This is a genomic window from Comamonadaceae bacterium M7527, from assembly GCA_021044545.1.
Classification (GTDB): domain Bacteria; phylum Pseudomonadota; class Gammaproteobacteria; order Burkholderiales; family Burkholderiaceae_C; genus RS62.
The window spans coordinates 1,106,399-1,132,220 of the sequence record CP087990.1; the positions used below are offsets into that span (position 1 = coordinate 1,106,399).

Below are 25,822 nucleotides of genomic sequence, written 5' to 3' on the forward strand. Positions count from 1 at the left end.
CGCGTGCGGATAAATTGGCTGACAATGCGGCTATGGCCCAACACTTTGACGTTCACCCCAACAACCCGCAGCCCCGCCTGCTACGGCAAGCGGTTGACTTACTCAAGCGCGGCGGCGTGTTGGCTGTGCCTACAGACTCCAGCTACGCGCTGGTGTGCCACCTGGACGACAAGGCTGCCGTAGACAAACTGCGCCGCATTCGCCAGGTCGACGAGCGCCACCACCTCACCTTGTTGTGCGCTGACCTGAGTGAAGTGTCCAACTACGCCAAGGTGGATAACCAGCAATACCGCTTGCTAAAGCTGGCCACACCAGGCGCATTCACGTTTATTTTGGACGCCAGCAAAGAGGTACCACGGCGCGTCAGCCACCCGTCTCGCAAAAGCATAGGCCTGCGCGTACCCAACCACCCTGTGGTGCTGGCTTTGCTTGACTTGCACGGCGGGCCGCTGCTAGCCACCACACTTATCATGCCTGGCGAGGTGTTGCCGCTGAGCGAGCCAGACGACATCAAAGAGCAACTAGACCACGCGGTAGACGGCGTGATAGATGCTGGGGCCTGCACCCTAGAGCCCACCACCGTGCTAGACCTTACCCCCATGCGCACAGGCGGCGCGCCTGAGGTTGTGAGAGACGGTGGGGGTGATTGGCGTGCTTTGGGTATAGATACCTGAAACCAAACAGTATTTTCAATGCCCGGGCCGATTCACAATGCACCGCGCACCGCCAACCGGGCCCTTACGGCCTGCCGTTGGCGCACCGCTTGAACGAGGGGTTAGGCCGCACCCTCAACTGGCCGCGCTTGGCCCATGGCAAACGTTGCCTTGGTTATGGCACCTGCATTGACTTCGTACAGACAGACCATCTCGACCTGCACCAAGCCGTCCGGAAACGTGCGCGTGACTACTTCGTGGTCATTGACGATGTTCTCCATGCAGACACGCGACAACAGCTTGGCGTGAAGGGCTCGATCGGCGAACCGCTCCTGCATGCGACTGCGTATGGCATCACGGCCAGAAGCCAATAGGCCGCCATGCAGCATGAATTGCTCGGCATCGGCGCTGTAGGTAGCTAGCCAGGCGTCAAGATCGCGGGCGTTGTATGCGTCGAGCTGACGCTGGACGATCACCTCGGAATCAATAGACAGTGATGATGGTTTCGGTGCGTTCATGTCTTCCGTTGGTGACACCAAGACGGCATCGCTTGTGCTGCCTAACGTTCGAGTTAAGCCGCCCGCGGAGGCCTATGGCTTGTGAGCGGCGTTCCAGAACGTATTGAACGTTATCCGCAACACTAGCCACCAAGCGTAGAAAGTCTGAGCCGTCTGGCAGCTTGAATCATCCAGCAGCCCATGAGCCACCTCATTGCGCAGGTTCGGACCGAAGGCGTCACAGAAGAGAGCCTTGAACTCAAATGCGAGATCTTCGCCAAAGACGGAGACAACCTCGGGAAGCTCCATCAAGGTACTCAGCCCGTTCTCAGTCTCGATCCCATCAAGGCTGAGCGTGGTTGTCTTCGCCCCTGCCGCTTTCAAATGCCATCGAACTAGGTGCTCGACTTGCGGAACGAGGAAATGAAGTGCCGACGTGAGGTCACGCTCGAATCCAGCAATCAAACCCTTGGCAAAAATCGCGGCTCGACCAGCGGGAACGATTGGGGAGTTGCGAAGCACGTACTCAAGGTCAGCCTCCCGTACTCTGTGTTCAAGCGATAGCACATCGAGAGCAGGCAGAAGTTGGCCCTGAGCTATCAGGCCAATCTCCATCGAGTAGTGTTTGACCATCTCAGCTCGCAAAGTGGCTTGGTACTCCTCAGAGCCAACGCTGCCGAACCCAAAGCCTGGGCGCTTTGCGACAACGCGGCCGTCACGTGAAAGATGAGTCGAGGCGAAAAGCGCCTGTAGAGGATGCTCGCGGAGCATTTTCTCTGCGAACTCCTTCAGCTTTGGCTTGTGCACGCCCCGATACACGTTGCAGAACGCCAGAAGTGCGCCCGACAAGTCTTTGCCTCGTACCGAGTCTTGAGCGGCAGCCACAAGCTCAGAGATGTCTATCGGCCCAGAAGTAACAACACCCATCTCGCCAAGAGAGGCCTTCCCTGCCTTCTCCAACCGGGCATAAAGTTCTGTGAGCTTTTGATCGACAGCGCGATCGGCGCGCAGGCCCTTCGGTACACGTCTTAGCGTCTGTATTGCGTTCTCGTAAAGGCTGGCTGCAACCATGTTGCTGGGTTGATCTCCCGAAGCTCTTGACTCAGCCTCCTTTGCCCACGTCTCGGCAACTGCGCAAGTCATGTCTGCTTGGAGTCCTTTCTCCGAGAGGCGGCCGTACCACAGCGCCGCAGAGTCGAGATACCCGCGGGCTTTGTAGCTGCTCCTTTGTAGGAGTTCCTTTCCTCTTTCGGCCAAGCGGTCGGCGGTCTCGCGTCCACGACTTCGCCCGAGATTGTTCTCGGACAGGAGCCTTGACACTGACAAGGCGAAGAAGCCGTCAGTCCCGATGTTGCTGTCGAAGATTGACAGGAGCGCAGTTTCGATCTCCTCCAGCCGCGGACCGGCCCCGGCTCGAAGCTGTAGGCAGAGTGCGATTGCTCGTTCCCAACAGTCCCGAGCATCCCGGGGCCAGCTCTCGGCTGTGAGAGGAACAGATCGGTACGCATCGATTGCTATTCGCGCAAAGTTGGCATCCCGCGGGCTTGCGCAGAGCCAAACCACGTCGCTGAGTCGCGCGCGTACATAATGATCGGCAACCTCTGTCGCGACCGCGGCGAAGATCGCCACATCGTTAGGTGTGAAGTCGCTTGCAATGGCCGACCTTCGGTCGCCGAAAACGGTCATCGGAGCGAATGGCTCGTTCACGCTCTTGGGCTTGAGCATCATTGATGCTGCGTCTGCGACCAGCCATAGAGCCTTTGCTTCGGTCGGTCGACCCTCGTCAAGTGCGGCGGCGGCGGCTGTTGATAGAGCCTGCCAGATGCTCGCGTAGCCCTGTCTACTCGCCGTGGCTATTGCATCACTCATGCGCGACGTGCGCAGGTCTTCGGCCGTCGCGGTGGTTCCTTCTGGGTAGCGATGCATGGAGAGGTGGTTTGATGAAGCCTAACGTCGAAGTTCAGCGGCCGCCGAAGGCGATCCGCTGGAACGACCTGTTAGCCTAGCTATGCCTTTCGGACGACACATACTTCCGCAAACTGCCTTCCCAACTGCGTAATCTTCAACCCCTTCCGTTCGATCCGCACTTTCCGTTCTGCATCTTTCTCGAACGCCTGCTGCACGGCCTTGATCTGCGGATCACTCTCTAGGGCGTCATACACGCCCTTCGAGGTGTACTCCCAGAACGTCGGCACTTCCGCAAGTCCCAGGCGACAGAGATTGTCTATATACGTGGGCGTCAGTTGAGGAAGTTCGCACTCAGCGACTAATCCGAGATGCGAGTAGTGAACGAGGATGTCCTGCCCGCCAGTTTGTCCGTCCTTGGCGTTCTCATATTCCCACCTAACATTGATCAGGGGGTAGGGCATCTTCCGTACAAATAGCCCAACAAGCTTTGCCTCATCGGGAGTCAATTGCTTGATGATCTCCACGAAGGCTGGATGTGCTCCATGGGCGGTGGCCTTGTCCATGGCCGCTGCCAGCAGATTTGCATAGAGGTCGCTGAGGGACGACTCATGTCCGGTGTACCTCAGCGACTCAAGCGCAGGCCCGGCGACGTTTGGTTTCGGTGACGTGATGTTTTCTGGCGGCACGTTTTTGAGGCGTTCCGCGACCTTTGTTGATACAAAGTCCTTTATTTGGTCATAGCCCCAAACGAGTGCGCTCACCGGCGCGAGCGCAACATGAACTGTCTTGGCCACTGTCTGCAACGCCTTTCCGACTTCTCTTGCGCCGCTGGCTGTAGGACGTCCTGATATACGGGAACCGCTTTCGCCACTCCTGTGACTGCATCAACTACGTCGCGCACTTTGTTCTCTTCGGTCATCGGTGCTCCAGTAGGCTAACGTTCGAGCTAAGCTGCCCGCTACGGCATGCAGTGTAAGGCTGGCGTGCGACAGTGCCGCAGACACTGCACACCAGCCTTACACTGCATGCCGTAGCGGGTCAGCTTGAGCGAGGGGTTAGGCGTCACTTTTTGAGATGCGGCTTGAGGTTATCTTCGACCATCTTGAGGGCACTCGCTAAGTCAATAGCAAATTCGTCCTCAGGTGAACCGTCTGCGTAGAGTACTTCGCGTCTCTTGCGAAGAGCTTCGTAAGTGGACTCGCGCGTGGACGGTGGAGTCCTTGGATTCTGTGACCGCAGATGCGCGTTGAGGTTCACAAGAAGCTCTTGCTGCAACTGCAGTAGTTTCTTGAAGCGATCATGGATTCCGCCATCCCAGATTACTTCCGCCTCCAGTAGCTCCGCGTCAAGCTCGCGCCGAGCGTTGACCACGTGGTCCCAGCGCTTCTCATAGGCTGCGGCCATTCCGTAGAATCGTTCTTCATCAGCATCTCCTTTGAAGTCAGGAGGCGGTGGGACGAACTCGTTGGCCCACATCATCGGATTGCGGACAACTGCGAAGGCGTCGCGAAGCTTGTAAGTTGCTCTCAGCAGCCGCCTTGTTAGATCATACTCAACCGTTCCTTTGAGCTGTGCGTTCCAGGTCTTCAGTCCGTTGGCGGCCACAAAGACTGCACCGAGTGCTGACGCGAGAATTACCGTGTCTTTGAAGAGGGTGTAGATGTCGATGGCGGAGTCGCAGGACATGTGTTTTGTGACGCCTAACGTAATGTATCCCGCAAAACCCGGTTGATACATCCGGGCCCAGTCGATACATCTTTTGAATGAAATGACTGTAATACGCTTGCACCTTGGCTTACAGGCCTAGATACTGCGTTTTCATGGGTATAAATTTGCCATGAAACCCGGTGCTCCTTCTTTATAGTCCAACCGCCTGCTCGATCAAGTGCGTGAACGGGTTTAATGTAGGCATTATAGCCTCAAAATTTATAGAATTTAATCTTATTGAGTTAATTTTTATCCAATGGAGTGCGATGCAGTCCGGCGGCATGCGTCACCCGCGCGAGATGGGTGTGGCCGATGTGCTGGCGTTATTGCGCATGCTGGCCAATGCGCGCAAGACATAGGCCTGCACTCACACGAGTGTTGTGTGACGCCTAATGCGGCGTTCAGCGCTGCGTGCTATCCGCGGGCATCCGTTGTAACGGCAACTTGGAAGCTGTCGCCTCAAGACGTTCAGCCAGCCAAACCTTGATAACAGACTGCCTAGTAACCCCCAGTTTGCTGGCTTCGCGATCTAGCGAATCAACCATCCATGTAGGGAAATCCAGGTTTACCCGTTTTTGCTCTTGCAGCACGCGCCTAGCCTTGGGCAAATCCAAAGCTGCCGTAATGTCCACGCCATCATCAAACTGTTGCTCGAATTTTTTAGCTTTCATAAAGTGCTACCTCTTCTGTGCGTGCGCGACGCACGGATATCAATCGGACTTTGGCGTCTCGGTAGGTAATGACCGCCGACCAATGCTTCCCGTCGATCAAACCAATCACCAAATACCGCGGTTCATCATCCGTTTTTGCTGCAATCTCCAGCAGCATTGGGTCGTTCCAAAGGTCCTGAGCTTGGAAAAAATCAATGCCGTGCTTGGTGCTGTTGGACTCACTCTTTTTGAGGTCAAACTCGAAGGCAATCATGGTATAGAAAATATACCGCAAACAACACCATCTTGCCAGCCAGCCTGAACCACCAACATTGGAAGTAAGGCGCTGCTTGCAAAGACCCCCACGGCTTAGCTGCTAGACCGTGCTAGACCTCACCCCCATGCGCACAGGCGGCGCGCCTGAGGTTGTGAGAGACGGTGGGGGTGATTGGCGTGCTTTGGGTATAGACACCTAAAGCCGCCATAAACTGCAGGGCTTTGCTTTACAACGCCTGCGCGCTGATTTGGTAGGCAAACTCTTTGGGTTTGTAGTGGTCTACAAACTGGCCGTTGGTGTAGGCCATGGGGTACATCAAAAAGCCAATGGCGTCGCCCACTGGTTTGCCTTGCGCATCAGGTAGCAGCACGTCGTGGGCTGTGTTGAAGGCCATCCAGTTGCCTTCCCACGCGCCAAACAGCGCTTTGTGCACGGGTGCAACCACTGGGTTGCTCACGTCGCGCAGCCAGTCAGTGGTTTCGTGGCGCATGACTTTGGTCACGTCTGCGGGGTCCATGGCCAGCCAGCCGCGGCCATTGATAAACACTTCAGCGCGGCAGTGTTGCGCACCGCTTAAGTTGGCTGAGTTGCCGCCCAACTGCTTGTAGCCAAACGCTGATGGAGCCAAGCGCAAGCCGTACACGTCGCGGGCTGGTACGCCAGCGGCGCAGCACAAGCCTACAAACAAGGCGTTGATGTCGGCGCATTTGCCGCCCAAGTTGTTGGTTTGCAGCATGCTGGCAATGTCGCCAGGGCCGCAGCCTTTGGTGGTGGGCTCTCTAAAGGTGTTGGCCACAATCCACTCGTAGACCTTGCGGGCTTTTACCTCGTCGGTGTCTGAGGCCGCCACAATGCTGGCGGCTGTTGTGGCAACAATGCCGTCTGTGGGCAGCAGCTCTGTAGGGCCCAGCCAAAACGCGCGCTCGTTGCCGTCTAGCTTGATGCTGGCATCTGGCGCTGCCTGCCATTGCGCGGCGCGGCTGCGGGTTTGTACTTTGTTGGTGAGTTCTACAAACGGCGCGGCTTGCGTGCCGTCAAACTGCACCGCCAATATGCGTGCGCCGTAGCGGCCGTCTTCACGCCATTGGTAAGTGCCATTGGTGTTCACCACGCCCACGTCGCTTTGCTGCCAGTCGTTTTGCACTGAAGGTGCGGGCAGCCATATGTGTGTGCTGCCGCTGGCGTTTTGCAAGTCAACGCGGGTCGTCACTGCAAAGCGTTGCCAATCGGCGGGTGTGGGAGAAAAGCTGTAAGTGCCGTTGCTACTGGGCTGTGCGGCCTGTGCGCTTGGCACCAAGCCAGACAAAGCAAAGGGGGCTGAGGCAAATGCGCTGCATGCAGCAGCGCGCGCCAAGAAGGCGCGTCTATCGGTGGTCATGAAAGAGAACTACGAAATTAAAAACCCAGCGTGTGTTGCCACCTCGCTGGGTTGGTACGCATCGTCAGCGCATATAAAGCGCCGCGAACTGCAAGAGCCTGCGATTATCGCAGGCTTGTCCCGGGCTCACGCCAAGCGCTCAGCCACCCAAGCCTGCACACTGGCCAAGGCCTTGGGCAAAGCCGCTGCATCGGTGCCGCCGGCCATGGCCATGTCTGGCTTGCCGCCGCCTTTGCCGCCCACTTGCTGGGCCACCATGTTGACCAAGTCGCCCGCCTTGAGCTTGCCCACCACGTCAGGCGTTACGCCCGCTGCAATTTGCACCTTGTCACCGTCTGTGGCGCCCAGCACAATCACAGCGGTTTTGAGCTTGGCTTTGAGCTTGTCCATGGTCTCGCGCAAGGCTTTGGCGTCAGCACCCTCCAGCTTGGCTGCCAACACCGCCACGCCGCCCACGTCTACGGATTGGCTTACCAGCTCGTCGCCTTGCGCAGAAGCCAGGCGGCCTTTGATGGCGTTGAGCTCTTTTTCAAGCTCGCGCATTTGCTCCAGCATGGCGCCCACGCGGGCAGGCACTTCGTCGGGGGTCACGCGCAAGCTGCCCGCCACACCACCCAAGGTCTGTTCCATGTGTTGCACGTAGGCCAAGGCGTTCAGGCCAGTGACGGCCTCAACACGGCGCACGCCAGCGGCGACGCCGCCCTCGGCTGTGATGCTGAACATGCCAATATCACCAGTGGCGGCCACGTGAGTGCCGCCGCACAGCTCCCGGCTACTGCCTATGTCCAGCACGCGCACGGTCTCACCGTACTTTTCACCAAACAGCATGGTTGCACCTGTGGCTTGCGCGGCCTCTATGTTCATGACGCGCGCTTGGGTAGCCGCATTGGCCACCACTTCGGCGTTCACCATGCGCTCTATCTCGCGAATCTGTGCATCGGTTACTGGGGCGTTGTGCGTGAAGTCAAAACGGGTTTTGTCAGCGTCTACCAAGCTGCCTTTTTGCTGCACATGTTCACCCAACACGGCGCGCAAGGCCTTGTGCATGAGGTGCGTGGCTGAGTGATTGCGCACGGTTGCAGCGCGCGCATTGCCATCTACCACCGCTTGCACGGTGTCGCCCACTTGCAGCCCACCCTGGGCCAGCACACCGTGGTGGCCAAACACATCGCCTTTGATTTTTTGGGTGTCGGCTACATCAAACCGCACACCGTTGGCCGTCACCACGCCTGCGTCGCCCACCTGGCCGCCGCTTTCAGCGTAAAACGGTGTGACGTCCAGCACCACCACACCCGCTTGGCCCGCAGCCATGCGCTCAACAGCGACGCCGTCTACATACAAACCCAACACGGTGGCTGGACTGCTTAACTGCTCGTAGCCCACAAAGGTGTTGGCTGCGCCCGCGTACTCCAGGGCCTTGTCCATTTTGAACTTGCCTGCTGCACGTGCTTGCTCCTTCTGGCGGGTCATGGCCGCGTTAAAGCCAGCGGCATCCACTTCTACATCACGCTCACGGCACACGTCTTGTGTGAGGTCGAGCGGGAAGCCGTAGGTGTCGTGCAACTTAAAGGCCACGTCACCCGCCAAGGTGGTGCTGCCAGCGGGCAGAGCTGCGTCCAAAATCTCCATGCCTGTGGCCAAGGTTTCGTAAAAACGCTCTTCCTCAACCTTTAGCACGTCCATGACGTGCTGGGCTTTGCCAGCCAAGTTGGGGTAGGCCTCGCCCATCAGCGCCACCAAGTCTGGCACCAGTTTGTGGAAGAAGGGCTTTTTCTGGCCCAGCTTGTAGCCGTGGCGAATGGCGCGGCGAATGATGCGGCGCTGCACATAGCCGCGACCTTCATTGCCGGGGATGACACCGTCGCTCACCAAAAACGCGGTCGCGCGAATGTGGTCGGCAATCACCTTCAGTGAGGGCGTGGCCAGATCGGCACAACCAGTCTCGCGTGCTGCTGCAGCAATCAGGGCTTGAAATACGTCAATCTCGTAGTTGCTGTGTACGCCTTGCAAAATAGCAGCCAAGCGCTCAAGGCCCATGCCAGTGTCTACACACGGCGCGGGCAGCGGGCTTACAGAGCCGTCCTCGGCCATGTTGAACTGCATGAACACGTTGTTCCAAATTTCAATGAACCGGTCGCCGTCTTCATCAGGGCTGCCGGGAGGACCACCCGGGATGTGCGGACCATGGTCATAAAAGATTTCAGAGCAGGGGCCGCAAGGGCCGGTGTCGGCCATCATCCAGAAGTTGTCACTCTTGTAGCGCCCACCTTTGTTGTCGCCAATGCGAATGACGCGCTCTGGCGGCAAGCCAATGACTTGGGTCCAGATGTCATAGGCCTCGTCGTCTTCGGCGTACACCGTGGCCAGCAAGCGCTCTTTGGGCAACTGAAACACTTCGGTGAGCAACTCCCAAGACCACAGCAAACTCTCTCGCTTGAAGTAGTCGCCAAAACTCCAGTTGCCCAGCATTTCAAAGAAGGTGTGGTGGCGTGCGGTGTAACCCACGTTCTCGAGGTCGTTGTGCTTGCCGCCTGCGCGCAAGCAAGCCTGTACAGAGGTGGCACGGTTGTAGCTGCGCTTGTCTGTCCCCAAAAACACATCCTTGAATTGCACCATGCCGGAGTTCACAAACATCAGCGTGGGGTCGTTGCCAGGTACCAAAGAGCTGGACGGCACAACTGCGTGGCCGCGTTCGGCATAAAACGCCAAAAAAGTCTTGCGTATGTCGGCGACGGTAAAACGACTGCTGGGCTGGCTCATGGGTTTGCTCACTACTCACAAAAAGAAACAACTGTGGCCCCGGCTTGAGGACTTGACCACTTAACCCCCTATTTTCACCTAAGTCCATACCTCAGTGACGGGCGCGACTGCAAAGTCGCCAACTTAGCGGTATGCTTGCACGCGACAAGACGACCTACAGACACAAAAGACACTTAAAGGCAAGCAATGGCATACGAATCCCCTCTGTCGCAGCTCAAAGACTCCACCTTGTTAAAAACCAAGGCCCTGATCAACGGCGCCTGGGTTGACGGCAACGGTACCTTTGCCGTAACCGACCCAGCCACGGGCCAGCACCTGGCCGATGTCGCCAACTGCGGCCCAGCCCATGCCGAGCAAGCCATAGCAACTGCCAATGCGGCCTGGGGTGCTTGGCGCAAAACCACGGCCAAAGTGCGCAGCCAGATTTTGCGCAAGTGGTTTGACTTGCTAACAGCCAACCAGGCCGACCTGGCCCGCATCATGACGGCCGAACAAGGCAAGCCCTTTGCAGAGGCCAGTGGCGAAGTGGCCTACGGTGCCAGCTTTGTAGAGTGGTTTGCCGAAGAGGCCAAGCGTGTCAATGGCGAGACATTGCCCACCTTTGACAACAACCGCCGTTTGTTGGTCATGCGCGAGCCCATTGGCGTGTGCGCGGCCATTACGCCTTGGAACTTTCCGCTGGCCATGATTACGCGAAAGGTTGCACCAGCACTGGCTGCTGGTTGTCCCGTGGTCATCAAACCCGCAGAACTCACGCCACTGACCGCATTGGCCGCTGCCGAGCTGGCCATGCGCGCAGGCATTCCAGCCGGTGTACTCAACATGCTCAGCGCCGACGCAGACCAATCCATTGCCATTGGCAAAGTGCTGTGCGCCAGCGACGTGGTGCGCCACATCAGTTTTACCGGCAGCACAGAGGTGGGCCGCATTTTGATGGCGCAGTCAGCGCCCACAGTCAAAAAGATGTCGTTAGAGCTGGGCGGCAATGCGCCGTTTATTGTGTTTGACGACGCCGATATTGACAGCGCCGTAGAAGGCGCATTTGCCAGCAAATACCGCAACGCAGGTCAAACCTGTGTGTGCTCCAACCGTTTGTATGTGCAAGCTGGCGTCTACGACGAGTTCACCACCAAGTTTGCCGCCAAGGTCAAAACAGCCAAGGTTGGCAACGGCTTTGAAGAAGGCGTAAACCAGGGGCCGCTCATTGAAGAAGCCGCGCTTGAAAAAGTACAACGCCACGTGGAAGACGCCGTGGCCAAAGGCGCTCGCGTACTGGCTGGTGGCAAGCGCCTACCAGGTCAGTTTTTCGAACCGACCGTGGTGGCAGACGCCACTGCCGACATGCTGTGCGCCAAGGAAGAAACCTTTGGCCCCTTTGCGCCCATCTTCAAGTTTGAGCACGAGCAAGAGGCTGTGGATGCGGCCAACAACACCGAGTTTGGCTTGGCCAGCTACTTTTACAGCCGCGACGTGGGTCGCATATTCCGCGTGAGCGAAGCGTTGGAATACGGTATGGTGGGCATCAACGTAGGCATCTTGGCCACCGAGCACGTGCCCTTTGGCGGCGTCAAGCAAAGTGGCTTGGGTCGCGAAGGCTCCAGCCACGGCATGGACGACTACGTCGAAATCAAGTACTTGTGCATAGGTGACGTACTGCAGTAACGACAGTCTGCCCATAAAAGGCACTGATGCGTTGTAAGCCCCCAAGCGCTGCCAAGCTGTCTGCCAACGTCACCACCGCCCTCTTAGCGGGCGTGGTGGCGGTGCCGACGTTGGCGGTGCTGGCGTGGTTATCAACAAGGCCCTTGTTTACCGCGCAAGCCTGTCGCAACGCCTAAGCACCGCAGCCAGCTCAGGCCACTCAGGCTACTTTCACAAACTTGGCTTGCGTTTGCACTTGCACTTCTCGCCCCATGATGTCCAGCAAAATCAGCACACGGTCCTGGGCTGATGCTTTCACCATGGCAGACAAGCCTTTGAGTGGGCCGTCTATCACCTCTACGTTTGTGCCCTCCAGCAAACCATGCGCAGTCACTTCGTCTTGGCCACACAAGTGGGCTGCCATGCGCATGCTGGCTTGCACAATGTCGTGGGATACGGTGGCGGGCTTGCTCCCAAAGCGCACCAGCTGGCTAACGCCCAGGGTCGAGCGCACAGGCGCAATGGACTGCTGGGCATCACTGGTTTGTAAAAACATGTAGCGGGGAAACAGCGCCTCCCAACGTTTGCGGGGGCGAATGAGCTCGGGCAGCTCAACAATATAAGCTTGTCTACGGAGTTGTTCGCAGGCTTCGCGCTCTGCCCTGGGCTTGCTTTGCACCACATACCACCGCTGACCAGTACCTTGCAGGCTTTGCTCCGTGTCTATGGTCTGGGGATCTAACAGCATGCCTGCTCCGTCTACTAAAGGCCTAAGTACGCTACTCACCCAGTGTTGTCATTTGAATGTCCACGTCAACTGGGGTTGCAATGATTTGGTCAATTCGGCGGCCATGGACCAAAGTCACTGAAAAGCGCCAGCGGTCAATACTAACAAAGTCTCCAGTCACCAACAATTCGCCGGACACATACTGCAACAAGCCAGCCAAGGTGTTGTAACGGCCTTTGTCCTCGTCGGGCAACGCCTCTACCTGCAACCGCGCTTTGACTTCGCTGGCGGGCATGGCGCCGTCCAGCACCCAGGAGCCGTCGGGCTGCTCTGTGGCCCACGTGTCTACCGCCTCTTCGGACTTGAGCTCTCCGGTAATGGCCTCTAACAAGTCAAGCGGCGTGAGCAGGCCCTGCACCACGCCGTACTCGTCCACCACAAACACCATACGCATCGCAGCCACACGGTATTGCTCAAGAAGCTCCATGCCATTGAGCGTCTCAGGCACATACACAGCCGGCTGTGCGTGCTGGCCCAATGTGGTGTGCGCATCGCGTCGGCGCAGGCGCAGCATTTCTGCCATGTGCAACACGCCCACCACGTCGTCAAGGCCACCTTTACAAATGGGGTACCACGAGTGGCCCAACGCCCTGGCCTTCTCCAAGCCCACCTCAAGGTCATCGCTGGCGTCCAACCAATGAATATCTGAGCGCGGCAGCATGATGGACGACAACGAACGCTTGTCTAGCGCAAACACATTGCGCACCATTTGGTGCTCATTGACCTCAATCACGCCAGCGCCCAAGCCCTCGGCCAAACTGGCTTCAATTTCTTCTTCGGTGACCACTTGCTCGGCGCGGCTGTTGACGCGCAACAGGTTCAGCACAAAGTGCGTGGTGCTGGACAGCAACACGACAAATGGGTGAGCGACCTTGGCCACCACCGTCATAGGGATGGCCACATAACGCGCCACCGCTTCGGGGAACAGTTGTCCAATACGCTTGGGCACCAGCTCGCCAAACACAATGGTGACAAAGGTAATGGCTGCCACCACCAGCGCTGTGGCCATGATGGGGGCGCTACCGTGTGGCACGCCAATACCCACCAGCAGTTGCGCAACATCGCCACTGAAAGCCGCCTCGCCCACAATGCCGTTCAGTATGCCTATGGACGTAATGCCCACCTGCACAGACGACAGGAACGCGGTGGGGTCATCCAGCAGCTTGGCCGCAGCGCCGGCGCCTTTATCGCCGTTGTCGGCCATGCGCTGCAAGCGGCTCTTTTTGCTAGAGGCCAAAGCCAGCTCAGACATGGCAAACGCGCCGTTGAGCAGGGTGAGAAAGAAAATGAGTAAAAAGTCCATAGCACTGATAATGTCGTGATGGCACTGTACATGATTGGCGATATACAAGGCTGCGACCGGTCTTTGTCGCAGCTGCTTCAGCACATTGGCTTCTCGCCCAGCCGCGACACCTTGTATGCCTTGGGTGACTTGGTCAACCGTGGCCCAGGCTCGTTGGCAACCCTGCAGCGCCTGCGCGAGCTGGGCAGCAGCGCCCAATGCCTGCTGGGCAACCACGATTTGCACTTGCTAGCCGTTGGCCTGGCGGGCGCCAAGCAAAAGCGCAACGACACGCTACAAGACGTGCTACAGGCCCCACAGTGCCACGCGCTACTGGATTGGCTGCGCAGCCGCCCATTAGCCATTGCTGCGCATGGCTGGCTGATGGTGCACGCAGGTGTTGCGCCACAGTGGACAGCTGCGCAAACAATGGACCTTGCCAGGAAAGCCCAAGCCACGTTAGGCCACAGTGACATTGCAGTGTGTCGGCATTTTTTGCAGCACATGTACGGCAACACGCCCAACCAGTGGGCCGATGCCATTGGTGCTGCACCCGTTGACCAGCTGCGGTTTATTGTGAATGTGCTCACTCGCATGCGCCTGTGTGACAAACAGGGGCGCATGGACTTTGAACACAAAGGCGACGCCAGCCTTGCCCCAGCTGGCTTACACGCGTGGTTTGATGTGCCAAAGCGGGCAACGGCAGACACGCATATTGCGTTTGGCCATTGGTCTACTCTTACGCCCACACAAGTCGCACAAAAGGGCATAGGCCGCGTGCTGCCGCTGGACGGCGGTTGCGTGTGGGGTGGTTGCCTGCAAGCCGCTGAATTTAAGCCGAACAGCAGCGAGGTGCTGATACACCGCGTGGCTTGCGAACCGTCACAGGCGCCGGGCTGACATCAACCCGGTGTGGCTGTCACATCAAGCCTGGTTGGCGTCCATGGCGGCGGTAAACGCAGCAGGGCAGCGTAACAGTAGACCGCGCGCTCGCGGCTTAAGACGTCTGGGCCTGGGGCTCTGCCTTGAACAAGGCTGCCACCTTGCGTCGCGGCTTGATGTTGGCAGACAGGCCTCGTGGCCGCGTCGTGGCAGACGCCTCCCATGACGCAGGCGCGTTGTTGGCCTTGGGGGTGTAAGGCTGGTCAAACAACGGGTCTTTGTTCACTTGCCGTGGTGGGTGGTAGCGTGCCTTAGGGTCCTGGCTTTCAACGCGCTTTTCCCGACCCTCTTCACGACGCTGGTGCAAGCGTTGACCGTCGTTGAAGTGTTTGCTTGGGTGTTGCGCGGCGCTGAAGTCTGTGCCGGGGCGTTGGCCAAAGTCAATGGTTTCAACCTCGGCCTTGATCTTGATGAGCTTTTCAATGTCGCCCAAAAAGCGGGCATCGCTGTTGGCTACAAACGAAATGGCCAGACCAGATGCGCCTGCTCGGCCTGTACGGCCAATGCGGTGCACATAGTCTTCCGCGTTGTAAGGCAAGTCCACGTTAAACACAGCCGGCACGTCCTTGATGTCAAGGCCGCGCGCGGCCACATCGGTACACACCAACAAGTCAACCTGTCCACCCTTGAAAGCCTCAAGGGCTTTCAGCCGTTCGTCCTGGCTCTTATCGCCGTGCATGGCAGCGGTGCGCAAGCCATCACGCTCTAGGTTTTTGGCCAGGCGGGCACAGCCCAGTTTACTGTTGACGAACACAAACGCCTGTTTGACTTTGTGCTCTTTCAACAAGGCCAGCAGCGCACGGCGCTTGTCTTCGCCGGTAGCCGCGTAAAAGCGTTGCTCAACCGTAGCGGCTGTTGCATTGGAGCGGGCCACCTCAATGGTGACCGGGTTTTGCAAGTAGCTGCCGGCCAGCTTTTTGATGTCGTTAGAGAATGTTGCCGAGAACAACAGCGTGGTGCGCTGCTTGGGCAAGTGACTCAAGATGCGCTGCAAGTCTGGCAAAAAGCCAATGTCCAGCATGCGGTCTGCCTCGTCGAGCACCACGTACTCCACTTGATTGAGCACAGCGGTTTTGCCTTCAATATGGTCAAGCAAACGACCGGGTGTGGCCACCAGCACCTCTACACCTTTGCGCAGCTCTGCAATTTGAGGCTTGATGTCCATACCGCCAAACACCACGGCACTGCGCAAATTGGTGTGCTCTGCGTATTGCCTGATTTGCTGGGCCACTTGGTCAGCCAGCTCGCGCGTAGGCAGCAACACCAGTGCACGCACAGGGTGGCGTGCCGGAGACATGGATGCGTTTTCGTGTTTGAGCAAACGCTGTAGCAGCGGCAGCGAAAACGCCGCGGTTTTGCCTGTGCCCGTTTGGGCTGCGCCCATCACGTCTCGCCCCTGCAACACCACTGGGATGGCTTGGGCTTGAATAGGAGTCATTGTTTCGTAGCCCATTTGGGCAACGGCTTTGGCCAACGACGGCGCCAAAGATAATTCTGAAAATGATTCTGTCATGTAGCCTGCGATTGTCCCACGTTTAGCAGGTAGTGGCCAAATTGTGGGGTGCGCGCCACAAAAGGGGGGATCAGCGATGCATGTAGTCGTCTTTGGGCGCATCCGGCGGCGCTGCCGGCAGTGACAAACCGTCGGCCACATAAGCGGGGCCTTTCATGGCCATCACAATGAGGCAACCAATCGCCACGGTTAACACCGCTGTCCAATGGAAAATCAGCAGACCAATACCTGCAAACAACCACTGCATGGCCTGTCTGGCAGCTTGTCCTTGTAGCGCTGTCAACTCGGGCCACAACGAATGTTGCAGACCCTGGCCCAATACATCCGGGTACAGCAACACGCCCAAAAAAGCACATGGCAGGCCCAGCAACAGGCTACCCCACCATGTGAGGCGCGGCAGCAATGTCCAAATGCGCCACTCCAGGCCTGCAGCTGTTCTTGCAAAGCCAGGAAGTCGTCGCAGCCAGCGGTTATCACCCTGCCCCTGCTCGACAGCCAGCGCATCGCGGCTTTGTTGGGAGTTGGGCTGGTGCGGCGACATGGCGGTGTTCTTGTTGGTTATTGAGCCCAGAACCCCAGAGTCCCAGAGCACCAGAAGTTAGGCCTTGGGCAATGTCACGCCCACTTGGCCTTGGTACTTGCCGCCACGGTCAGCGTAACTGGTCTCGCACACTTCGTCGCTCTCAAAGAACAACACTTGGGCGCAGCCCTCGCCCGCGTAAATACGCGCTGGCAGCGGTGTGGTGTTAGAGAACTCAAGCGTCACATAACCTTCCCATTCGGGCTCAAATGGGGTGACATTCACAATAATGCCGCAGCGCGCGTAAGTGCTTTTGCCCAGGCAAATGGTCAAGACGTTGCGCGGTATGCGGAAGTACTCCATGGTGCGCGCCAGCGCAAAGCTGTTGGGCGGAATGATGCAAGAGTCACCATTGAAGTCCACAAAGCTTTTTTCGTCAAAGTTTTTAGGGTCTACCACCGTAGAGTGAATGTTGGTAAACACTTTGAACTCTGGTGCACACCGGATGTCGTAGCCGTAGCTGCTGGTGCCGTAGCTGATGACTTTTTGACCATCAACCTCACGCACCTGGCCGGGCTCAAAAGGCTCTATCAAGCCTTCATTTTCGGCCATGCGCCTAATCCATTTGTCGCTTTTAATGCTCATCGCGTCCTCAATCAGTGAACCATTGCTATTGCGGCATTGTATGCACAGCGCTGCCAGCGACATGGGTGTGGGCAATCAACCGGTCATCGCCCAGCACAATCATGGCAAACAACTGCTCGTCAAGTGTGTTGCATACCTGCGCTTTGCGCTCAAGAATGGGGGTGGCTTTGGGGTTAATCACCACAAAGTCCGCCTCATAGCCAGGCTGCAAATTGCCCACTACGCGCCCCAGGTCCAAAGCCTGCGCAGCACCCGCAGTGTGTAGCCACCACAAATAGCTGGGCGACAAGGACACGCCAACCCTGCCCTGTTGTTGCAAGCCCACACGACCCGTCTCGTAGGCGGCACGCATGGTTCTAAAAACGTTCATGGACGTGCCGCCGCCCACATCGCTGGCCAGCCCCATCAGCATGGCGTGATGCTGCGAGGAGGTGAAGTCAAAAAAACCACTGCCCAAAAATGCATTGCTGGTGGGGCATACCGCTGCGGCTGCGCCGGTTTGGGCCATCAGTTCGCGGTCTTGCGCATCCAGGTGTATGCAGTGTGCATAAACCGAGCGCTTGCGCAGCAAGCGATACTGGTTGTAGACCTCAAGATAGCTACGCGCCTTTGGGTGTAGCTGCGCCACCCACGCCATTTCGTCGGTGTTTTCAGCCACGTGCGACTGCACCCACACGTCGCCGTATTGGGCGGCCAACTCACCAGCGCCAGCCAGCTGAGCATGGCTTGAGGTGGGCACAAAGCGCGGCGTGATGGCATAACCCAAGCGACCCACGCCATGCCAGCGCCTGATCAAAGCCTCTGTGTCCAACAAGCTTTGCTCGGTGCTGTCGCGTACACCGTCTGGACAGTGTTGGTCTTGCAGGCACTTGCCCGTTATCACACGCATGCCTAGTCGTTGCGCTGCGCCAAACAAGGCCTCAACAGACTGCACGTGCGAGGTTGCAAACGCCAATGAGGTGGTCACGCCGTGGCGGCACAACTCATTCACAAAGAATTCAGCGCGGGTGTTAGCCCAGGCCGCATCGGCAAACCTCGCCTCAGCGGGGAAGGTGTAGTGCTCAAGCCAGGGCAACAAGCCCGACGCAGGTGAGCCGATCACGTCCAGTTGTGGGTAGTGCGCATGCAGGTCTACAAAGCCAGGTGCAATCCACTGCTGGGGGTAGTGTGTGACCTCGATGCTGGGGTAATTGGCTATTACATCTTGGTAGCGACCCATGCCAACACCACGTCGCAAGAAGCCACTGCACGCGGGTCTGGACCCACCACCAGCAAACCGTCTGTTTGCAGCTGGGCAACGCCTTGTTCATCAAAATACAGCAAGTCCGCGCGGTAGCCACGCGCTTGGCTGGTACTGAAGTCAAACATAACGGGCTTCCCACTCAGCCATGGCCACCTCTATGGCTTGCAGGTGCTGGCTGCGCGCAGTTGGCGTGATAAAACTGGCCTCAAAGCTGTTGCGCACCAAAGTCAATAAATCGGCAGGCGCTAGCGCCAACGCGGTCACGATGGCTGCCAGGTTGTCGTTCAAATAGCCACCGAAGTAGGCTGGATCATCGCTGTTAACCATGGCGCACAAACCCGCATCCAGCATGGCTTTAATGGGGTGATCGGTCAAATGGGGCGTCACTTGCAACGCCTTGTTGGACAGCGGGCACACGGTCAGCGGCATGCGCTCTTTGGCCAGCCTGGCCACCAAGTCTGGGTCTTCCATAGACCGAACCCCGTGGTCAATGCGCTGCACGCCCAGCAGGTCTAGCGCTTGCCACACGTAGTCGGGTGGACCCTCTTCACCAGCGTGGGCAACCAGTTTCAAGCCCATGCTGTTGGCCAGCGCAAACACGCGTGCAAATTTAGACGGAGGATGGCCTTGCTCACTAGAGTCCAGGCCCACGCCTACCAACTGGCCCACATAGGGCTTGGCGGCTTGCAAGGTGGCGATAGCGTCGTCTTCGCTGAGGTGGCGCAAAAAGCACAAGATGAGCGCGCTACTCGTGCCCCACTGGGCCTTGGCTTGCGCGCATGCTTTGGCAATACCGTCTATGACCACGCCCATGGCAACGCCACGCGAGGTGTGTGACTGCGGGTCAAAAAATATTTCTGTGTGTACCACGTTGTCTGCGCGGGCGCGCTCAAGATAGGCCCACGTCATGTCAAAAAAGTCTTGCTCTGTGAGCAACACCTGCGTGCCCGCGTAGTAGATATCCAGGAAGCTTTGCAGATTGTCAAAAGCGTAGGCAGCCCTCACCGCCTCTACCGAGGCGTACGGCAACGCCACTGCGTTGCGCTTGGCCAGGGCAAACATCAACTCGGGCTCAAGCGTGCCCTCAATGTGCACATGCAGCTCTGCCTTGGGCAGTGCCGCCAGCAACGCGGTCACATCATGGGCTGATTGAAAAGTTGACGGCGTCATAAGGCCTCCTGCGCAAAACATACAACACAAACAAAAAGGGCCAGCTGCATCGCTGCGCCGGCCCCGCATATGCAGGCTTTAAAGCCCGCAAACGCTCTTTTACAGCAATTTAGTTGCCTGGTACCTGGCCTTCTACGCCTTGAACGTAGAAGTTCACACCACCCAAAAAGCCATCGTCAGCAGTCGTGCCCGCTGCGACTTGCTCTTTGCCAGTGTTGTCTACGATAGGGCCAGTCCATACCTTGAAGCTGCCGTCTTTCAAGCCAGCGCGTATCTCGTCCACCTTGGCCTTGATGTCGGCTGGTACGTCTTCGGCTACGTTGACCATGTCAATCGCGCCTTCAGCAACGCCCCACCATACGCTGCCAGTTGTCCATGTACCGTTCAACTGGTCGCCAACGGCCTTCTTGTAGTAAGGCGCCCAGTTGATAACCGCTGAACCCAAGTGCGCCTTGGGCGCGTAAGCTGTCATGTCCGAGTCCCAGCCAAATGCGCGCTTGCCGTTTTTCTCGGCGGTTTGCAACACAGCTGACGAGTCGGTGTTTTGCATCAGCACGTCTGCGCCACCGTTAATCAATGACTGAGCCGCCTCTGTCTCTTTGGGTGGATCAAACCAGCCACCTACCCACACCACGTTGGTTTTGATAGCGGGATTGACAGACTGCGCACCCATTGTGAAGCTGTTGATGTTGCGGATCACCTCAGGAATTGGGATAGAGCCCACCACGCCCAGGACGTTGGTCTTGGTCATGGCACCGGCAATCACGCCGGCCATGTAAGCACCCTGGTAGGTGCGGCTGTCGTAAGTGCGCATGTTTGGCGCGGTTTTGTAGCCTGTGGCGTGCTCAAACTTCACGTCCGCAAAATCAGGCGCAATTTTGAGCATGGGCTCCATGTAGCCAAATGTGGTGCCGAAAATCAGCTTGTTGCCCTGGCTTGCCATATCGCGAATCACGCGCTCAGCGTCTGAGCTCTCAGGCACGTTTTCAACGTAGCTGGTGATGATTTTGTCGCCAAACTCGGCCTGCACTTCAGCGCGTGCGCGATCGTGTGCGTAGGTCCAGCCACCGTCACCCACTGGGCCCACGTAAGCAAACGCAACCTTTAAGGGCTCCACCTGAATGGCCTCGGTTGGCGCAACGGCCTGTGCCGCCTCTTCTTTTTTGCCACAGCCAACCAATACGGCGGCGGACAACGCGGTCAAAGCAGCAAGCTTGGACAGCGATGGGATATTCACAACAGACATGACATCACTCCTAGGTTAAAAACGAATCGGGATACAACAACCTTCGATTATGAATTTGGAACGGCTGACCTATGCTTTGCGGCATATTTAAACGAATCCATTGCGGGTTGCGCGAAATCAGAACCAGCACCACTATGGTGGCCACATAGGGCATCATGTTCAAGAACTGACTACTAATGTGTACACCTGCAGCTTGTAATTGAAACTGCAGCATGGTCACACCGCCAAACAGGTAAGCACCCAGTAATACCCGCACAGGGCGCCATGTGGCAAAGGTGGTGAGCGCCAACGCAATCCAGCCCTTGCCGGCAATCATGCCCTCCACCCACAGCGGTGTGTATACCGTGGACACGTAGGCACCAGCCAAACCGCACAAGGCACCGCCAGCCACCACAGCACCCAGGCGGATACGACGCACGTTGTAGCCCAAGGCGTGCGCAGCATGCGGAGACTCGCCCACACTGCGCAACACCAAGCCTGCGCGCGTTTTAAAGAAAAACCACATCAAGCCGCCAGTAAGCGCCATGGCCATGTAAACCATGGGATGCTGCCGAAACAGCGCTTCCCCCACAAACGGCAAATCACCCAGCACAGGAATGTGGTAATTCACAGCATCTGGCAGCTTTTCTTTGACGTAGCTGGTGCCCGCAAACGCCGACATACCCGCGCCAAACAAACTCAGCGCCAAGCCCGTGGCGTATTGGTTGGTACCCAACCAAATCACCAGCCAGCCAAACAATGCGGCCAGGGCAGCCCCCACCAACATGCCCGCACCAAAACCCAACACGCCAGAGCCTGTATGCACTACCGCAGCAAAGCCCGCCAAGGCTGAGCAAAGCATCATGCCCTCGGCCCCTAAATTTAAGATGCCAGCTTTTTCGTTGATCAGCAGGCCCAGCGAGGCCAACGCCAAAATCGTGCCGGCGTCCAGCGCGGCGGCAATTAACAATGCGCTGCTCATGGTGCACGCCTCCAAGTAATGCGTTTGGCAATCAACATGTCGCAGGCCAGCAAGCTAAAGAGCAACAAGCCTTGAAACACGCCAGTAATGGACTTGGGCAAGCCCATGCGCGACTGCGCCAGCTCGCCGCCAATGTAGAACATGCTCATCAGCAGCGCCGACAACACGGCACCAACCGGGTGCAAGCGCCCCACAAAAGCCACGATGATGGCCGCAAAGCCGTAGCCAGCGGGCACATACGGCGTGAGTTGACCGATTGGCCCAGCCACCTCAAGGCCACCGGCCAAGCCCGCAAAGCCACCACTAATGAGCAACGCCGTCCATAAACCCCTGCGGGCAGAAAAGCCTGCATACCGCGCCGCTGCTGGCGCCATGCCGCCCACCTGCTGGGCAAAACCGGCGCGCGTGCGGTACAGATAAACCCAGATGGCACCTGCGCCAACAAGGGCCAGCACCACACCAATGGTCACACGCGAGCCACTCATGAGCTTGGGTATTTGCGTGGCAGCTTCAAAGGTTTTGGTTTGAGGAAAGTTGTAACCATTGGGGTCTTTCCAAGGGCCGTAGACCATGTATTGCAGCAACTGCACGGCCACGTACACCAACATCAAACTCACCAAAATTTCGTTGGCATTGAAGCGGTCTCGCAGCAGTGCCACGATGCCAGCCCAAGCCATGCCGCCCGTAACAGCGGCCAACAAAATAGGCACCACAATCCAGCCGCTTGAGTCAACGGTGGCGGTGAGGGCCACACCACCTGCGGCAATCGCACCCACGATGTATTGGCCTTCAGCGCCGATATTCCACACGTTGGACCTGAAGCACACCGCCAGGCCAACGGCAATCAGCAGCAACGGTGTGGCCTTTAACAGCAGCTCGCTGATGGCGTAGCTGCTCTTGATGGGCTCCCAAAAGAACACTTGCAAACCTTGCACAGGGTCCTTACCCAGCGCCACAAAAATAGCCATGCCAATGGCCACAGTGATGAGCAGCGCCAAAACGGGTGAGGCCACACCCCAAAATGTTGAAGGCTCTGGCCTATTGCGCAACTCAAACATGTGCGGCCTCTTTGGTTTCTTGCGCAGTCCACAAACCAGACATCCAAGCCCCTGCGATTTCTACCGTGGCATCGGCTCTGTCCAGCGATGGCGACACCCGCCCTTTGGCGATGACCAGCAAACGGTCACTAAGCTCAAACAATTCGTCCAACTCCTCGCTGATCAACAGCACCGCACAGCCCGCATCCCGCAGCGCCAATATGGCCGTGCGAATTTGTGCGGCTGCGCCCACATCAACGCCCCAAGTGGGCTGGCTCACCACCAACAACCTGGGGTGCGCACCTATCTCTCTGCCCACAATGAATTTTTGCAAATTGCCGCCAGACAGGGACTGCGCCGCCGCCTGAGGCCCACCTGCTTTCACCCCATAAGACCGAATGATGTCTGCGGCCTGCGCGGCCAGCTTGCGCCCATTAATCCAGCCACCGCCGCCTAAGGACTCGTCGCGGGTGAGCAGCAGATTGCGCGCCAAATCCACCGCTGGCACCGCACCACGTCCCAGGCGCTCCTCAGGTACCAGGTGCACGCCCAGGTCACGGCGTTGCATGGGCGCAAGCTGCGCCATGCTCATGCCAGACAAGGACACGCTATCGCTGCCAGCGCGCACGTCCTCACCAGACAACACGCGCACCAATTCGGCCTGACCGTTGCCGGACACACCAGCGATACCCACAATTTCGCCCGCCTTTACGTCAAAGTTGATGTCTTCAAGGTGGGTGCCAAAGTGGTCCAGTGCTGGCAGGGTCAAATGCCTTACTTGCAACACCACTGCGCCGTTGTTGTGCACGCGCGCTGGCAAAGCAGGTGGCTCAGCGCCAATCATCAAGCGGCTTAATGACTCATTGGTTTCGTCTTGCGGGTTGCAAACACCTGTTACCCTGCCACCGCGCAATACCGTGCAAGCGGTGCACAACTCACGGATTTCGTGCAGTTTGTGGCTGATGTACAAAATGCTGCAGCCTTCACTGGCCAGCTGCCTGAGCACCACAAACAGCTTGAGCACGGCTTGCGGCATCAACACCGAAGTGGGCTCGTCCAATATCAGCAGCTTCGGGTTGGTGAGCAAGGCGCGGATGATCTCCACACGCTGCATCTCGCCGACACTCAAGGTGTGCACAGGGCGGTCTGGGTCTATGTCCAAGCCGTAGGCGCTGGCCTTGTCGCCAATGGCTTGGCGTACTTGAGCCAGGCTCAGTTTGGCGTCCAGGCCCAGCCACACGTTTTCAGCCACGCTGATGGTGTCAAACAAGCTAAAGTGCTGAAACACCATGGCAATACCCAAGGCGCGCGCCTCGCGCGGATCTTGAATGTGCACCACCTCGCCTTGAAACCGTATCTCACCAGCATCTGGCTTGACCGCGCCGTAAATCATCTTCATCAGTGTGGACTTGCCCGCACCGTTCTCGCCCAACACCGCGTGAATTTCGCCCGGCTTGACCGAGATGGACACATTGTCATTGGCCACCACTGAAGGGTAACGCTTGGTAATGCCAGTAAGTTGTAGTTGGGGGATGGTCATGGGCAAAGGTCCTCACGCTGGTAGCCGTTGACGCCTGCATGGGCGTGCGTGCAACGGCATGATCAGCGGAGAAATGTACCACCCCTTGGTCAGCGCGCCAGCCGAGGGGGCAAGCCTCAGGGCTTGGGCAACACCAACATGGCTCTGAAGTCGTTCACATTGGTGTGCGTAGGCCCAGTCACCACCAAGGACCTTGCCGCTTCAAAGTAACCGTAGCTGTCATTTCTAAATAAACAGTCGGCTAAATCTGCGCCGCCCTGCTGGGCGTCTTGCAGCGTGGTGGGTCCTACAAAGGCACCAGCGTTGCTTTCTACGCCGTCTATGCCGTCGGTGTCCGCTGCCAAAGCCCATATGGTGGGCGCACCGTTTAACGCTTGCGCCACGCCCATGCAAAACTCGGCGGCACGCCCGCCTTTACCGCGCGCCAAGCCCTGGGCATTGGCCGCCTTGTTGATGGTGACTGTGGTCTCACCACCGCTCAGAATCAGGCATGGTGCTTCAAACGCGCCCTGCCCCCGGCAGCCGCCTTGGCGATTGCCGCGTGCACTTTGCCCACCTCTCTGGACTCGCCTTCAATATCGTGTGCCAACACATAAGTGCGCAAACCAGCGCCGCGCGCCGCAGCCGCAGCCGCTTGCAATGACTGCCCAGGCGTGGCAATGAGATGTACCTCATGGTGCGCAAAACAAGCCTGACCAGGCTTTGGGGTTTCGAGTGCGCCACACTCAAGTGCAGCCTGCACCGACGCGGGCAGTTCAATGCCCAGGCGACGCAATATGGCCAAGGCATCAGCGCAGCTGCTGTCATCTGGCACTGTGGGGCCACTGGCTATCACGCCCACGTCGTCACCCGGCACATCGCTGATGGCGATGGTGACCACCTTGGCCGCGCCACAAGCCTGGGCCAAGCGCCCACCTTTAATGCGCGACAGGTGTTTGCGCACGCAATTCATCTCGGCGATGCCAGCGCCGCTATCGAGCAGCGCCTTGTTGATACGCTGTTTATCGGCCAGCGTTAAACCTTCGCAAGGCAAGGTCAGCAGCGACGAGCCGCCCCCAGAAATAAGGCAAATCACCAAATCGTCGGCAGTGGCCGTTTGGGCCAACGCCAACATCCGCTGTGCGCCGTCCATACCGGCCTGGTCTGGTACGGGGTGCGCGGCCTCTAGCAACTCAACACGCCTGGCCAGATTTTCAGGGCGCGGCGGCGTATGGCCGTAGCGCGTGATCACCAAGCCAGACATAGGCGCATCAACAGGCCACATGGCCTCAAGCGCGTGCACCATGGCACCGGCGGCCTTGCCAGCGCCCAAGACCAACGTGCGACCTTTAGGCGGCGCTGGCAACACGTCTTGCATGTTGCCGGCCGGCTGAGCCCTTGCAACCGCCACGTCAAACAAGGCTTTTAAAAACGCGGCAGGCTGCGAGTTGTAGTCGGGCAATGGCGCGGCGTGGTTCATAAGGCG

23 protein-coding genes and 2 pseudogenes are annotated in these 25,822 nt (G+C 58.0%); 4 read left to right on the plus strand and 21 right to left on the minus strand.

The window, feature by feature from the left end; genetic code table 11:
* Nucleotides 1-32 precede the first annotated feature (32 nt).
* Nucleotides 33-674, plus strand: coding sequence for a threonylcarbamoyl-AMP synthase (locus LN050_05330; GenBank protein ID UFS57218.1), 642 nt, complete (start codon nt 33-35; stop codon nt 672-674).
* Between the two features lie 101 nt (nt 675-775).
* On the opposite strand, the gene LN050_05335 is transcribed toward LN050_05330, so the two are convergent.
* The 8 genes from LN050_05335 to alaS all read right to left on the minus strand — a co-directional run bounded on the left by LN050_05335 (nt 776) and on the right by alaS (nt 9,830).
* On the minus strand, nt 776-1,171 hold the full coding sequence (locus tag LN050_05335) for a nuclear transport factor 2 family protein (protein UFS57219.1): 396 nt from the start codon (nt 1,169-1,171) through the stop codon (nt 776-778).
* 72 nt (nt 1,172-1,243) lie between these two features.
* A complete protein-coding gene (locus LN050_05340) occupies nt 1,244-3,019 on the minus strand; it encodes a DUF4209 domain-containing protein (GenBank protein ID UFS57220.1) in 1,776 nt (591 codons plus the stop codon).
* 137 nt (nt 3,020-3,156) lie between these two features.
* Nucleotides 3,157-3,852, minus strand: a complete 696-nt coding sequence (locus tag LN050_05345) for a DUF4393 domain-containing protein (GenBank protein ID UFS57221.1) — start codon at nt 3,850-3,852, stop codon at nt 3,157-3,159.
* A 268-nt stretch (nt 3,853-4,120) separates the two neighbouring features.
* Nucleotides 4,121-4,744: a hypothetical protein gene (locus tag LN050_05350; protein UFS57222.1), complete on the minus strand. Its 624-nt coding sequence runs from the start codon at nt 4,742-4,744 to the stop codon at nt 4,121-4,123.
* 422 nt (nt 4,745-5,166) lie between these two features.
* Nucleotides 5,167-5,436: a BrnA antitoxin family protein gene (locus LN050_05355; protein UFS57223.1), complete on the minus strand. Its 270-nt coding sequence runs from the start codon at nt 5,434-5,436 to the stop codon at nt 5,167-5,169.
* The gene (locus LN050_05360; protein ID UFS57224.1) at nt 5,426-5,689 is read right to left on the minus strand and encodes a BrnT family toxin; all 264 of its coding nucleotides are present in this window, start codon (nt 5,687-5,689) and stop codon (nt 5,426-5,428) included. Before LN050_05360 ends, LN050_05355 begins: the two co-directional genes overlap by 11 nt.
* Nucleotides 5,690-5,918: 229 nt before the next feature.
* Complete coding sequence (locus tag LN050_05365; protein UFS57225.1) at nt 5,919-7,070, minus strand: transglutaminase family protein; 1,152 nt, start codon at nt 7,068-7,070, stop codon at nt 5,919-5,921.
* A gap of 126 nt (nt 7,071-7,196) precedes the next feature.
* Nucleotides 7,197-9,830, minus strand: coding sequence for an alanine--tRNA ligase (alaS, locus tag LN050_05370; GenBank protein UFS57226.1), 2,634 nt, complete (start codon nt 9,828-9,830; stop codon nt 7,197-7,199).
* A gap of 186 nt (nt 9,831-10,016) precedes the next feature.
* Here alaS and LN050_05375 point away from each other — a divergent pair, with 186 nt between their 5' ends.
* Complete coding sequence (locus LN050_05375; GenBank protein UFS57227.1) at nt 10,017-11,492, plus strand: NAD-dependent succinate-semialdehyde dehydrogenase; 1,476 nt, start codon at nt 10,017-10,019, stop codon at nt 11,490-11,492.
* Between the two features lie 26 nt (nt 11,493-11,518).
* On the plus strand, nt 11,519-11,668 hold the full coding sequence (locus LN050_05380) for a hypothetical protein (GenBank protein UFS57228.1): 150 nt from the start codon (nt 11,519-11,521) through the stop codon (nt 11,666-11,668).
* A 23-nt stretch (nt 11,669-11,691) separates the two neighbouring features.
* Here LN050_05380 and LN050_05385 read toward each other — a convergent pair whose 3' ends face one another.
* Nucleotides 11,692-12,219, minus strand: a complete 528-nt coding sequence (locus LN050_05385) for a hypothetical protein (protein ID UFS57229.1) — start codon at nt 12,217-12,219, stop codon at nt 11,692-11,694.
* 31 nt (nt 12,220-12,250) lie between these two features.
* Nucleotides 12,251-13,561 (minus strand): hemolysin family protein, encoded by a 1,311-nt coding sequence (locus tag LN050_05390; GenBank protein UFS57230.1) that lies wholly within the window; start codon nt 13,559-13,561, stop codon nt 12,251-12,253.
* A gap of 18 nt (nt 13,562-13,579) precedes the next feature.
* Between LN050_05390 and LN050_05395 the strand changes: the two genes are divergently transcribed.
* Nucleotides 13,580-14,440 carry a symmetrical bis(5'-nucleosyl)-tetraphosphatase gene (locus LN050_05395; GenBank protein ID UFS57231.1) on the plus strand — a complete coding sequence of 287 codons (861 nt, stop codon included), beginning with the start codon at nt 13,580-13,582 and terminating at the stop codon, nt 14,438-14,440.
* A gap of 97 nt (nt 14,441-14,537) precedes the next feature.
* On the opposite strand, the gene LN050_05400 is transcribed toward LN050_05395, so the two are convergent.
* From LN050_05400 to LN050_05450, 11 genes and pseudogenes are all read right to left on the minus strand, one after another.
* Nucleotides 14,538-15,995, minus strand: a complete 1,458-nt coding sequence (locus tag LN050_05400) for a DEAD/DEAH box helicase (GenBank protein ID UFS57232.1) — start codon at nt 15,993-15,995, stop codon at nt 14,538-14,540.
* 70 nt (nt 15,996-16,065) lie between these two features.
* Nucleotides 16,066-16,536 carry a hypothetical protein gene (locus LN050_05405; protein UFS57233.1) on the minus strand — a complete coding sequence of 157 codons (471 nt, stop codon included), beginning with the start codon at nt 16,534-16,536 and terminating at the stop codon, nt 16,066-16,068.
* A 57-nt stretch (nt 16,537-16,593) separates the two neighbouring features.
* Entirely contained in the window at nt 16,594-17,160 is a 567-nt protein-coding gene (gene dcd / locus LN050_05410) for a dCTP deaminase (GenBank protein UFS57234.1), read from the minus strand.
* A gap of 25 nt (nt 17,161-17,185) precedes the next feature.
* A pseudogene (guaD, locus tag LN050_05415) lies at nt 17,186-18,334 on the minus strand (guanine deaminase).
* Nucleotides 18,335-18,357: 23 nt separating this feature from the next.
* Nucleotides 18,358-18,528 (minus strand): hypothetical protein, encoded by a 171-nt coding sequence (locus tag LN050_05420; protein ID UFS57235.1) that lies wholly within the window; start codon nt 18,526-18,528, stop codon nt 18,358-18,360.
* Nucleotides 18,521-19,573 carry an adenosine deaminase gene (locus LN050_05425; protein UFS57236.1) on the minus strand — a complete coding sequence of 351 codons (1,053 nt, stop codon included), beginning with the start codon at nt 19,571-19,573 and terminating at the stop codon, nt 18,521-18,523. Before LN050_05425 ends, LN050_05420 begins: the two co-directional genes overlap by 8 nt.
* A 109-nt stretch (nt 19,574-19,682) precedes the next feature.
* Nucleotides 19,683-20,819 carry a BMP family ABC transporter substrate-binding protein gene (locus LN050_05430; GenBank protein UFS57237.1) on the minus strand — a complete coding sequence of 379 codons (1,137 nt, stop codon included), beginning with the start codon at nt 20,817-20,819 and terminating at the stop codon, nt 19,683-19,685.
* Nucleotides 20,820-20,829: 10 nt separating this feature from the next.
* Nucleotides 20,830-21,780, minus strand: a complete 951-nt coding sequence (locus tag LN050_05435) for an ABC transporter permease (GenBank protein ID UFS57238.1) — start codon at nt 21,778-21,780, stop codon at nt 20,830-20,832.
* Nucleotides 21,777-22,838 (minus strand): ABC transporter permease, encoded by a 1,062-nt coding sequence (locus LN050_05440; GenBank protein UFS57239.1) that lies wholly within the window; start codon nt 22,836-22,838, stop codon nt 21,777-21,779. Before LN050_05440 ends, LN050_05435 begins: the two co-directional genes overlap by 4 nt.
* Nucleotides 22,831-24,357, minus strand: a complete 1,527-nt coding sequence (locus LN050_05445) for an ABC transporter ATP-binding protein (protein ID UFS57240.1) — start codon at nt 24,355-24,357, stop codon at nt 22,831-22,833. Before LN050_05445 ends, LN050_05440 begins: the two co-directional genes overlap by 8 nt.
* 116 nt (nt 24,358-24,473) lie before the next feature.
* Nucleotides 24,474-25,816: pseudogene (locus tag LN050_05450) on the minus strand (glycerate kinase).
* Nucleotides 25,817-25,822 lie beyond the last annotated feature (6 nt).